11 protein-coding genes and 1 pseudogene are annotated in these 12,666 nt (G+C 43.4%); 10 read left to right on the top strand and 2 right to left on the bottom strand.

Annotated features, from left to right (window positions below):
- Both DW640_RS24445 and DW640_RS18560 read right to left on the bottom strand, forming a co-directional pair.
- A pseudogene (locus DW640_RS24445) lies at positions 1 to 181 on the bottom strand (DNA primase); the annotation flags it as partial.
- A 402-nt stretch (positions 182 to 583) separates the two neighbouring features.
- Entirely contained in the window at positions 584 to 1,573 is a 990-nt protein-coding gene (locus DW640_RS18560) for a DUF4373 domain-containing protein (protein ID WP_022471087.1), read from the bottom strand.
- A gap of 150 nt (positions 1,574 to 1,723) precedes the next feature.
- Between DW640_RS18560 and DW640_RS18555 the strand changes: the two genes are divergently transcribed.
- The 10 genes from DW640_RS18555 (at position 1,724) to DW640_RS18510 (ending at position 12,618) form a co-directional block, all read left to right on the top strand.
- Complete coding sequence (locus tag DW640_RS18555) at positions 1,724 to 2,029, top strand: helix-turn-helix domain-containing protein (protein ID WP_016267747.1); 306 nt, start codon at positions 1,724 to 1,726, stop codon at positions 2,027 to 2,029.
- Between the two features lie 136 nt (positions 2,030 to 2,165).
- Positions 2,166 to 3,284: a hypothetical protein gene (locus DW640_RS18550; RefSeq protein WP_022471086.1), complete on the top strand. Its 1,119-nt coding sequence runs from the start codon at positions 2,166 to 2,168 to the stop codon at positions 3,282 to 3,284.
- Between the two features lie 46 nt (positions 3,285 to 3,330).
- A complete protein-coding gene (locus tag DW640_RS18545; RefSeq protein ID WP_008763463.1) occupies positions 3,331 to 4,272 on the top strand; it encodes a glycosyltransferase in 942 nt (313 codons plus the stop codon).
- A gap of 27 nt (positions 4,273 to 4,299) precedes the next feature.
- Positions 4,300 to 5,748 (top strand): lipopolysaccharide biosynthesis protein, encoded by a 1,449-nt coding sequence (locus tag DW640_RS18540; protein ID WP_072067054.1) that lies wholly within the window; start codon positions 4,300 to 4,302, stop codon positions 5,746 to 5,748.
- Positions 5,749 to 5,772: 24 nt separating this feature from the next.
- The gene (locus DW640_RS18535) at positions 5,773 to 6,903 is read left to right on the top strand and encodes a glycosyltransferase family 4 protein (protein ID WP_008765892.1); all 1,131 of its coding nucleotides are present in this window, start codon (positions 5,773 to 5,775) and stop codon (positions 6,901 to 6,903) included.
- A 12-nt stretch (positions 6,904 to 6,915) separates the two neighbouring features.
- A complete protein-coding gene (locus DW640_RS18530; RefSeq protein ID WP_008763460.1) occupies positions 6,916 to 7,827 on the top strand; it encodes an SP_1767 family glycosyltransferase in 912 nt (303 codons plus the stop codon).
- 3 nt (positions 7,828 to 7,830) lie between these two features.
- The gene (locus DW640_RS18525) at positions 7,831 to 8,985 is read left to right on the top strand and encodes a glycosyltransferase family 4 protein (RefSeq protein WP_008765894.1); all 1,155 of its coding nucleotides are present in this window, start codon (positions 7,831 to 7,833) and stop codon (positions 8,983 to 8,985) included.
- 11 nt (positions 8,986 to 8,996) lie between these two features.
- On the top strand, positions 8,997 to 9,848 hold the full coding sequence (locus DW640_RS18520) for a glycosyltransferase family A protein (RefSeq protein WP_008763457.1): 852 nt from the start codon (positions 8,997 to 8,999) through the stop codon (positions 9,846 to 9,848).
- Between the two features lie 24 nt (positions 9,849 to 9,872).
- Positions 9,873 to 11,375 (top strand): hypothetical protein, encoded by a 1,503-nt coding sequence (locus tag DW640_RS18515; protein ID WP_117578812.1) that lies wholly within the window; start codon positions 9,873 to 9,875, stop codon positions 11,373 to 11,375.
- A 37-nt stretch (positions 11,376 to 11,412) separates the two neighbouring features.
- Positions 11,413 to 12,618 carry a glycosyltransferase family 2 protein gene (locus tag DW640_RS18510; protein ID WP_117578808.1) on the top strand — a complete coding sequence of 402 codons (1,206 nt, stop codon included), beginning with the start codon at positions 11,413 to 11,415 and terminating at the stop codon, positions 12,616 to 12,618.
- The last annotated feature ends 48 nt before the right edge of the window (positions 12,619 to 12,666 follow it).

Genomic DNA, 12,666 nt, shown 5'->3' with positions numbered 1-12,666 from the left:
CGTCGGGGACGTAGAAGTCGGCTCCGCAATGGTAGCAATGGCAATGCCCCGTGTCGATATTGACCCGCAGCGAACGGTCACGCTTGTTGTGCCTCGTCGGGAGGCATTGCTCGCAAATGGTTTTAACGACACCGCTGGTGTGTCTGCGGACATCGACATGATAATTAGCAAAATTTCTCATATTTCTGTATTTCTATTCCTCCCTTTCGAAAAGGAGATTTTAAGTTGTATTAATAATTCAAGTTTCGCAGGTTACCTTTGCGTTATCAAAACTATCTTAATTCCCCTCCTTCAGGAAGGAGGAGAATTAAGGTAGAACCGACTTTTTAGTCAACCCCAATTGAGATACTATTGTTTGTCAATATTATAAAGAACTTGCGAAACTTCAGTTAATAATTTTTCTATCAGTTCCCAATGCAGGCGGAAAGCTAAGCATCAATGGGTACCGAGCTAAACACCGATGGGCAGCGAGCTGAACACTGATAAGCAGCGAGCCGAGCATAAACGAGCACCGAGCCAAGCATGAACGAGCACCGAGCTGAAAGGCAACGCTCACGTAGCCGGATGTCGGAGAAATCCGGAGCTAATTTCCCCACTTCCAATGCACTTCATCCCACACGGCAGACCTGTCCGGTCTTGGAGGCGCATCCTTCGGAATCGGATGCCCAAGATACGTCCGTTGCCCGCCAATGAGTTGTTCAAAGCGATACAGTTCTTCCTCAGCTGCTTGCCGGCAACTGCCGAGCAGCCTTTTCTTCAGCTCCTGAGCCGGACGTCCGCCCGGAGAGAGGTAATTGCCGAAATACAGTTTCACATCCCTCAAAAACAGCAAGCCATCTTCCCTGCCAAAGCGTCGGATATGCTCTTTAAAAGCAGCGATCACCTCCTCCTGCCGTTCCACGAAAAGTTTGCCCATACAGGAGTGCATAGCCATCGACTCCATGTAACTTTCCGATTCGGCCATCTGATCCACCAGCATCTCCCACGGAAGAACCGGCTGTAGGGGCAACTGTCCCCTATCCTCCGGTGGAGGAACAATCTGAAGTCCGTGAGAAGCGGCGGCGGCAGAGTGCTCTTTCTCTGTCTTTTCTTCGTTACTACTGTTGTTGTCTTTGACAACAGTAGTAACTCTTCTCTCCTCTTCTCTACTCTTCTGGTTTTGATTCGGTTTTTCGCCTTTATCCATCGGTGTTTCCGGTGTGCTTCCCATGCGTTTCGGACGACCTCCTTTTTTGCCGTTTGCCACATTAATCATCCGCCTTTCTTCGAGCTTTGCCATCACCCTGTCCAGATAAGGCGAACGGAACATTTGCCGTTCTTCATCAAGCACAAAAAGGTCGAACTCACGGAGAACCCTTTGCAACACATCGGCATCCAAGTCATACATCCGCGCGAAAGCCCCCATACAAAGCGGACAACAGGATGCTTCATAATTGTCCGCTTTACGCAAATGCGTAAGAAGCATCATATAGATTCCGAGCGATTGCGCAGCGTCAAGTTCCATCATCATTCTGACAATATTGTCATTACTCAAAAAATTTACCTCTAAATTAAAATACTGATCTTTCTTCATATCTTACAATTAATTGACTGTGATTCAGGATGTCCCGAATTCGTTCTGCAAAGGTCCGAATACTTTTTTGAAAAACTACTTGCAGAACTGCAAACGATGTTTGACATTTTTCTATGAACTTTGCGGCATAATTAGTAAAAAGAAAAAATTATGAAAGGATACGAAAGAGCGACCAAGGAAGAAATTTACGACCGGCTGCGTATTGAAGCGAACTGTCATGCACAAATAGAACGAATCATCCATTTGCGCCACCTATGTAATCTGAACCTTGAAGAGGCGGCAGATGTGACCAATCTCAGTATTTCCACCCTGAGCCGGTACGAAAACGAAGTGACCAAATGCAGCGTACAAAGTTTCATAACGATATGCTACCACTATCAGAAGTACCTCCATAAGCGGCATATCCCCTTCGACAGGAGCCTGTTTCTCATAGATATGAACACGCTTGACAACTAATAGAGTAACAGAGAGATAAAACGGACGCACAAGGAATAAAGGCACAACACCGAAAAAAAGCAAAAAAGATGAAAAGTATCATATCTTTTATTACCTTTGTATGTGGCAAAAGCCCACCAAAAACAAAGAATCAAGCATGAACGACAATGAAATAGGCAATCCACCGATAAAAGCATTAATCGTTTTCAGAGAGAATGGAGATACGGACAATCTTTTTGTCCCCATTTTATGCGATGCTATCAGGACGACGGGGATTGACGTACGATGTTCCACGAATGAGTTCTGGAACTCGGATACACCTTACGACATCATCCACTTCCAATGGCCCGAAGAGGTGATGGAAGGGAATTGTGACGATCCGGACAGGATTTGCCGCCTGAAGGAGTGTATCGCTTTTTTCCGGTCCCGTGGGGCCCGGTTCGTGTATACGCGCCACAATGTCCGTCCGCATGATGCGAACGAGGTGATCGGCCGTGCTTATGACATTATCGAAGAACAAAGCGATGTGGTGGTGCACATGGGACGTTACAGTCTCGACGAATTTGCAGCCAAACACACGGACAGCCGGAATGTCATCATTCCTCATCCTATTTATCAGTACACATACAAGGAGGACATCAGCGTGGAACGTGCGCGCCAGTATCTTAATCTGCCGCAGGAGGCGTTTATCGTCACGTCGTTCGGAAAGTTCCGGAATCGTGAAGAGAGGCGGATGGTGACCGGAGCGTTCCGAAAATGGGATGAAGCAAAGAAGTTCCTGCTTGCTCCACGGCTGTACCCGTTTTCGAGATTCAACAGGTATGGCAGCAACTTCTTCAAGCGCTGGACATCCCGGGCAGGATATTACCTGCTTATACCCTTGCTCAACCGCCTGCGCAGAATGCACGCCGGAGCCAGCGACGAACCTATAGACAACTGCGACCTGCCTTACTACATGGCCGCTTCGGATGTAATATTCATCCAACGAAAAGATATTCTGAACTCTGCCAGTATACCTCTCGCCTTCCTTTTTCACAAAGTGGTCATAGGTCCCAATATCGGGAATATAGGAGAAATCCTCCAAGATACGGGCAACCCCGTCTTCCACCCCGACAACCAATTTGATATCATACGAGCACTGGAGGCAGCCCGCCAACTGTCCGCCCGAAGGAAGGGGGAAGACAACTATGCATATGCCATCGAAAACATGAACAGCGGAAAAATAGGAAAAGAATATGCGGAGCTTTACAGAAACCTAGCCAATCTCTCTCTTTAAACGATCTCAAAAACAAACAACAATAGAGTAGCCATACACAGAATTTATGGAAAATAAAAAAATAAAAGTCAGTGTTGTCATACCTGTCTATAACACCGAAAAATATGTTCGGGAGGCAGTAGAAAGCATTATGAATCAGACACTGCGGGAATTGGAAATCATCATCATCAATGACGGCTCCACGGATAACAGTCTGCAAGTTGTAGAAGAACTGGCTGCGGCAGACAGTCGGATACAGGTGTATTCGCAAACCAACCAAGGATTGTCAATGGCACGCAATGCAGGCATCACGCATGCCCACGGAAGATACATCTATTTCATGGATAGTGATGATCTGTTGGAAAAGGATGCAATGGAGTTATGCTATAACAAATGCGAAGAAAAAGAACTGGATTTCGTTTTCTTTGATGCTCAGAGCTTTTTTGAAGAGAATATTCGCAATGCTCCCGTACTAAATTATCAACGTACCGATAAGTTAGAAGACAAGGTTTATACAGGTCCCGAAGCTATCAACATACAATTGCAGCACAAAACGTACACCCCATCCGCCTGCCTGAACGTTATCCGCACAGCTTTTCTGGAAGAACGGCAGCTCCTCTTTTATCCGGATATTGTACACGAAGATCAGCTATTCACGACCTTACTTTATCTGCAAACCCGAAGAACAAGCTGTATCCAACGATCGTTCTTTCACCGGCGCATACGTAAAAATTCAATTATGACATGCGATTTTTCACTCAAAAATTTAAAAGGATATCTCACTGTTGCTCAAGAGATAGTCAAATTCAAGCATCAAACCTCTGAATACAAAATCAGGAATACTATTGATTTATATCTGTCGCAAATGCTGAATGCTGTCATTTGGCAAGCTCATGTGCTCTCTTACCCGTACCGGCTTCGGCTGGCGTGGCGGTGTCTGTTTAGATACAAAAAACTCATATCTATAAGAAGCATCGGAGTCTTGTTATTCAAAATCCATCATTCATAAGTAGACCAGAAAAGAATCATTCAGGCAATGGCAAACAATATTAAACATCAGTTATTTTCCGGAGTTTTCTACACGGCACTAGCCAAATACAGCGGAATCATTATATCACTCGTCGTGGCAGGGATTCTTGCGCGGTTGCTCTCTCCGGATGACTTCGGAGTAGTGGCAATCGCTACGGTCATTATTGCATTTTTCAATCTCTTTACGGATATGGGAATATCGCCTGCTATCGTACAACATAAATCATTGACTAAAGAAGAACTATCGGACATCTTCTCATTCACCGTATGGACAGGCATCGGAATCAGCATACTCTTTTTTGCCGCTTCCTGGCTGATCGCCGATTACTACGAAAGTGGGATCTTACGGACGTTGTGCCAGCTCCTGTCCGTCAACCTGTTCTTCGCCTCTGCCAACATCGTGCCGGGAGCCTTGTTCTACCGCAACAAAGAGTTCAAGTTCATTGCTATCCGAAGCTTTATCATCCAGATAGCCGGAGGTGCCGGAGCAATAACTGCCGCGCTTTGCGGAGCCGGTTTATATGCGCTGATCATCAATCCTATACTTTCCAGCATACTGATATTCGTTATTTCCTATCAACGCTATCCGCAACGGCTGCGTTTCACGTTAGGACTGAAAGTACTCCGAAAGATATTCTCCTATTCGGCCTATCAATTCTTGTTTAACGTGATTAACTACTTCAGCCGCAATCTGGATAAACTGCTGATTGGTAAATATATGAGCTTGTCAGCACTAGGATACTATGAAAAGTCCTACCGCTTGATGATGCTCCCTCTGCAGAATATTACGCAAGTCATCACACCGGTAATGCACCCCATCTTCAGCGATTTCCAGAATGACAAGGAAAAGCTGGCAACATCCTACGAACGCATTGTCCGTTTTCTGTCATTCATCGGTCTGCCACTCAGCGTACTGCTTTTCTTTACGGCAGAAGAAGTGACATTGATTATTTTTGGTGATCAATGGCTGCCTTCGGTTCCTGTATTCCGGATACTGTCACTTTCGGTCGGTATTCAGATCATACTCTCCTCTTCAGGCTCTATTTTTCAGGCAGCAGGTGATACAAGGAGCCTTTTTGTCTGCGGACTCTTTTCGTCCATACTTAATGTGACCGGAATGCTGGCAGGGATATTCTATTTCGGCACACTGACAGCTGTAGCAATATGTATCGTGATAACTTTTACTATCAATTTCGTACAATGCTATTGGATGATGTATCGAGTTACTTTTCAAAGAAACGCATGGATATTTATCAGACAACTTCTTTCTCCACTCCTTGTCAGCCTACTAATAACGGCATTCCTCACGCCTATATATTATATGATGGAAAATATGAATATTTTCGTAACACTTATTGCAAAAAGTTTCGTAAGTTTTATTATCTTTGGAACATATATGCAAGTAACACACACCTATGATATCACAGGCAAAGTGAAGACTCTTGTAAGAAAATAGAAAGTTGGTACAAAAGAACAAACAATGAAAGGATTATTCCTCATATTCCATGGTTTCGAAGCATTCAACGGAATCAGTAAAAAGATACGTTATCAAGTAAAAGCCCTCAAAGAATGCGGACTAGAAATGCATACGTGTTGGCTAGACGATACGGACAACCATAAACGCCGTATGGTAGATGAATCGATAATTGCCGACTATGGTTTCGGGATCAAAGGAAAAATCCTAAAAAGAATCGAATTTGACAGTATCGTACATTATGTACAGAAAGAAAACATAGACTTTATCTATGTACGCTATGTCCATAATGCCAGCCCTTTCAGCATACGGCTGATGAAACTACTAAAAAAGACCGGAGCACGTATAGTGATGGAAATCCCGACATATCCATACGACCAAGAATATAAGGGACTCCCATTCGTATACCAACGAATCCTATTTATAGACAAATGTTTCCGACAGCATCTGGCACGCTATGTTGACAAGATCGTCACTTTTTCGGACTATGACATTATTTGGAATCGCCCCACCATCCGCATCTCAAATGGAATTGATTTCAGCGAAATCCCTTTAAGAGGTCCAAAGAATGATACCGCACATTCTCTACAACTGATTGCCGTAGCGACAATGCACCCATGGCATGGTTTCGACAGAGTTATAGCCGGCATGGCAAATTACTATCGTACACATACCGACACTCATGATTATAAAGTATATCTCAATATCGTAGGCTTCGGGGTTCCCGAACTGGTGGACAGCTATAAAAAAGATGTAGCCAAACATCAGTTAGAGAAATATATCATCTTTCATAGTGCCTTATACGGCAAAGAACTGGATGCCGTGTTCGAGCAGTCGGACATGGGAATAGGCAGTCTGGCTCGCCATCGTAGCGGTATTGACAAAATTAAGACCTTAAAAAACCGTGAATATGCAGCAAGAGGCATTCCTTTTGTTTATTCAGAAACGGATGATGACTTTGAGCATCAACCATACATACTTAAGGCAGCACCGGACGATTCGCCCCTTGACATCGAAAAAGTAATTCGCTTTTATCAATCATTGAAAACAACGCCGCTCCAAATACGGATGTCTATAGAGCAATCACTTTCATGGAAAGCCCAGATGCAAATTGTTATTAATGAAACCTTTGAATAAAACTATATCACTATGAATATACAGCCACTGATCAATGCTATCCGCTATAAATTGCGTTATGGCATTACTGTAGAATGGTACAATTTCTGGTACATGGCTCTCAGATGCCATCAGAAAATAACTCCGCAGGTAGCTTCCATTGATGAGACCATTCGGATAATCGTAGAAGACCAATGTTCCGTGAGCCGTTTCGGCGATGGTGAGATGCTGCTTACCAACCCGGACAAGGAAATAGGATTCCAAAAAGGAAATGTACTCTTGGCTCAGCGTCTCAAGGAAGTATTGACAAGCCATGAAGAAGGACATTTGGTTTGTATCTCCGATACTTTCGAAAACATTTATCGCTATAACCGCAAAGCACGCCGATTCTGGAGAACTCACTTCTTTCTGTATGGCAGTTGGTGGGACCGCTTGCTGTTGCCCGACAGGCTATACTACAATACATTCATCACCCGTCCCTACATGGACTTCGCTTCCAAAGAAGACTGCCCACGGTGGTTTCACCAGATGAAAGCTATCTGGAAAGACAGGGATGTCGTATTCATTGAAGGCGAAAAAAGCCGTTTGGGGGTAGGCAACGACCTCTTTGACAATGTAAAAAGCATCAGACGTATTCTTTGTCCGCCCCGTGACGCATTTGACCGCTACGAAGAAATACTGAATGAAGCGCAAAAACTCGAGAAAACCGCTCTCTTCCTGATTGCTTTAGGACCTACGGCTACTGTACTGGCTTACGATTTATTCAAGTCCGGTTATCAGGCAATTGACGCAGGGCACGTGGACGTAGAATATGAATGGTGGCGAATGGGAGCCAAACGGAAAGTAAAGCTGGAACGAAAATATGTAAACGAAGCCGCCAACGGAAAACAAGTGTCCGACGCCGGAGAATTTTATCGGAAACAAATCATTGCTAAAATCTATTAAATCATGAAGATAGCCTATTACCTGCCCTCACTACAGGCACCTGGCGGAATAGAACGGATAGTTACATTCAAAGCCAATTATTTTGCAGAACATTTTGAAGGATACGACATCACCATCATTACATCCGAACAAATGGGTAAAGCACCACACTTTCCATTATCCCCCAAAGTAAAGCATATCGACTTAGGAGTATCTTTCGACCTGCCCTACTCTCAATCCATAGTAAGTAAAGTGCTGAAGTATCCGTTCCGCTACTATCGGTTTAAACAACGACTATCGAATCTATTGAACGAACTGAAACCGGACATTACTATCTCAACCATGCGCCGGGAACTGAACTTTATCACTAAATTGAAAGACGGTAGCCTGAAAATCGGAGAGTTTCACGTCAGCCGCTACGCCTATGGCGCAGAAGCACTGAAACGTAAAAGCCCGATTGTCAACATGATAAAGAAAAGATGGGCAAACAGATTTGTCAAAAACCTGTCTAAACTGTCCAGAGTGATTATACTTACAAGTGAAGGAGCTAAAGACTGGCCGGAACTGACTAATATCAGCATCATCCCTAATCCTATTTCTACTCCTGTAGAAGGAAAACAAACAGATATTCTGTCACATAATGCTATTGCTGTAGGGCGATATGCGCCCCAAAAAGGATTTGATATGCTAATCCCCGCCTGGAGCATTGTCGCCCAAAGACATCCGGACTGGAAACTACATATTTATGGAGAAGGCGACCTGAAAGAGAAGTTCACCAAACTAATAGATGAACTACAACTAAATAATAATTGTCTGCTTCATCACACTGTATCGAATATAGCCGAAAAATACTGTATGAGTTCGATATTTGTCTTATCAAGCCGATACGAAGGTTTTGGACTCGTTTTGGCAGAAGCAATGTCATGTGGTATACCCTGTGTCTCATTTGACTGTCCGCATGGTCCTTCGGATATTATAAAAGACCATGAAGACGGTCTACTAGTGGAGAAAGAAAATATCAAGGAACTTGCAGACAAAATCTGCTATCTGATTGAGAATGAAAATGTACGCATCAAGATGGGACACAAAGCCAGGGAAAACGTAAAACGCTTTCTGCCGGAAAATGTGATGCCACAATGGAAAAACTTATTCGAATCATTAACTTATTCTTCTAAATAACAGAACAACATATGGTAAAGTGGTATAAAACTTATCTGGAAGTATACGGGAAATCTTTTGATGAGATTTCTGACGATAGTATCCGCAAAGTCAAAAGACAACTCAAAGAACGTCAAAACGATTCTCCACTGGTATCGGTTGTACTCATTGCACACAATGAGGAACGTCATCTGATAAGTTGTATCTGGTCACTCTCCGAGAATCATTGCCATTTCCCCATTGAAATAATAGCCGTTAACAACAATTCAACGGATAAAACGGAAGAAGTATTAAAATCATTGGGAGTTACCTATTATAACGAAACGAAGAAAGGTCCGGGATACGCCCGCCAATGCGGATTGGACCATGCAAAAGGAAAATATCATATTTGTATTGATGCAGATACTTTATATCCACCGCATTACATTGAAACGCATGTAAAATATCTAATGAATCCGAAGGTTGCATGTACATTCAGTTTATGGAGTTTTATGGTTGACGAAAGACATTCCCGATTCGGACTATGGTGCTACGAAGGCCTGCGCGATATATACCTCCGCTTACAAGCCATCCAGCGTCCTGAACTCTGTGTGCGAGGTATGGCTTTCAGTTTTAATACGGAAATAGGACGTCGGTTTGGATTTCGTACAGATATTATCCGCGGAGAAGACGGTTCGTTAGCATTAGCTATGAAACCGTATGGAAAAATCGTATTTATTACAAGTCGCAAAGCACGAGTGCTTACAAGTAATGGAACCCTAAATTCTGAAGGATCACTGATTGATAATATATGGATACGGGTAATCAAAGCACTGAAAGAAATCACCGGACTCTTTATCAAAAAGACGGCATACAAAGATAAAGACTCTAATCTCATCAAATAAGGTCTCATCAAAATCATTATGGATATGGCAAAATATATAGTAAATATCATCTTAGTAACAGCTTGTCTTTTCACCTATACTTCCTGTGTAAGAAAAATGAATCTATATGATGAGAATAGAAATACAGGCCAAGACAATAACGAAAAAGATACAGATTCTACTCCCATCTATACGTATCCTTTCGACAAAGAAACAACAAACGTTACAGCAGAAATCATTATTCACACAAAAAAAGAAATACAGACCAAAGATATTAATGTCGAAATCCCTCATTTAAAATACAATAAGACATGGATGTTGATGCTAACACAAGACGACTGCATGCAGGCTGCTTTTTGCCGTACATGGGCTGCAATAAACGGTAAACCGATCTCAAGTTCAATACCTTATCCTACTCCAACTCCCACTGATCAGAATATGAAACATCAATTATATTTTGACATCAAACATTTGCAAAAAGGGGATCTTCCCCCTACTATTATTTCCGCCAACCAATCTTTGGGATGTACAGACGGAGCAGGAAATGAAGTTCGGTTTGCTATTACTACCACTCTTGCCCCTGAAGAAAAATGGATGGATGCTGAAACAAACGTACTGCCGGGGTTTACTGCAAACTATTATCGTTTTTATATGAAATCCGGACTTATATGGGATAACATACGAGAGATGTTGAACTATGGAACAGGCATTGCCCTCCATGATGTAATGACAAAAGATGCTAATGATCCAATACAAATATTGGAACATTTTGATATTGCCCAAAACATTATTGTAGAGAAACTCACAGGAAGGGGATGTAAATTTCTTGCTGAACCCAATGGAAATAAAACATACGTAACTGCTGCTCTTCAATGTCCGGAAATTCAAACGATGACCGCACAAGCAGGAGCAATTACCCTATATCCGTATCAAGTGTCTGAAACTTTACAAAAATCTCTGATAGAACGGGAGTTTAACGATTCACCAGCATATTTTAAACAACAGATTACTGACCTGCTAAAATTACCCAAAGAAGAACGTAAAGCAATCTGCATAGGTGTTCATGGTACGGACAACAATTGGATCGACTTTTTATTATGGTTAAATAGTAATTATGGTAAAGATGGGGATGATTCGTTATGGTTTCCAAGCCAGGAAGAATATTATGAATATAACTATTATCGTTTAAACAGCCATATTAGTATAGCACAAATAGACGCAAGTTCTTTCAAATTAACAGTAAATTTACCGGGAGAAAAGTTCTTCTACTATCCTTCTACCACTATCAATTTGCCGGGAATTAGCATGTATGACATTGTTTCTATCGAAGGAAATGATGCATTGACCGGACTATCTTATGCTGACTACAAAGACGGTATCATGCTCAATATCGACTGTCGGAAATACCTGTTTGAACACGCCGAGAATTTCGTAAAACGATACGAGGCCAATCCTTCCGATGCTTCCAACAAAGCAGACGCCCTCTACTTTGTAAACATGCTGAAAGAATCGGCTAAAAAAGAGGCACTGAAAAAACGACTTCAATAAGTAAATCAACAAACATCTATTAAACGAGAATACAGCTATGAACGAAACTCTCATCCTCGAAATCATCTTCTGGTTCGCCCTGTTCATGGTGTTCTACACCTATCTGGGCTACGGCATCGTCCTCTACGCCCTCGTCAAGCTGAAAGAGCTTTTCGTGAAACCCGTGAAACGGGTGCTGCCACCGGACAGTGATCTGCCGGAAGTAACCCTCTTCATCACCGCCTTCAACGAAGAAGACGTGGTGGACGAAAAGATGGAGAACAGCCTCGCCCTGGACTACCCTGCGGACAAACTCCGCATCGTCTGGGTGACGGACGGAAGCGATGACGGCACAAACGACCGTCTCCAAACCCACTGGAACGGAAAAGTAACCGTCTACTTCCAGCCGAAACGGCAGGGAAAGACAGCCGCCATGACACGAGGAATGACACTCGTCCGGACCCCGCTTGTCGTCTTTACGGACGCCAACACGATGGTCAACAGCGAGGCAATCCGTGAAATCGTACTGGCTTTTCAAAACCCGAAAGTAGGCTGCGTGGCAGGAGAAAAACGCATAGCCGTACAGACGAAAAACGGAGCAGCCGCCGGAGGCGAAGGCATCTACTGGAAATACGAATCGACACTGAAAGCGCTCGACTTCCGCCTCTACTCGGCTGTAGGCGCTGCCGGAGAACTGTTTGCCGTCCGCCGCGAACTCTTCGAACCGATGGAACCGGATACGCTGCTCGACGACTTCATCCTCTCTCTCCGCATCGCCATGAAAGGATACACCATCGCCTACTGCACCAATGCCTACGCCATCGAAAGCGGATCGGCAGATATGGGTGAAGAGGAAAAACGAAAAGTGCGCATCGCTGCCGGAGGATTACAGTCGATCTGGCGTCTGCTCCCGTTGCTGAATCCTTTCCGTTACGGAATCCTGAGTTTTCAGTACACGTCGCACCGGGTATTGCGCTGGTCTGTCACTCCATTCCTGCTGTTTGCGCTGTTGCCACTGAATATAGTCGTTTTGCTATTGGGCGAATCTCCCCTGTTTTATGGCACCCTGCTGGGGTTACAGATTCTTTTCTACGGAATGGGATACTGGGGATATTACCTCTCTACCAGACAAATAAAGAATAAAGTACTGTTTATTCCCTATTATTTCTTATTCATGAACGTGAATGTGCTCAAAGGAATCGGCTATCTGAAAAGAAAAAAAGGAAGCGGTGCCTGGGAAAAAGCAAAACGTGCCGAAAAATAAGAACAGAGAATCAAATCTTTTTGTATCTTTGCATGAAACAGAATCTTA

Origin of the sequence: Bacteroides sp. AM23-12, from assembly GCF_003434395.1 — a bacterium.
In the GTDB taxonomy this organism is placed as follows: domain Bacteria; phylum Bacteroidota; class Bacteroidia; order Bacteroidales; family Bacteroidaceae; genus Bacteroides; species Bacteroides thetaiotaomicron.
Note: the sequence above shows the minus strand (reverse complement) of the source record. Positions and strands in the feature narration are given on the sequence as shown.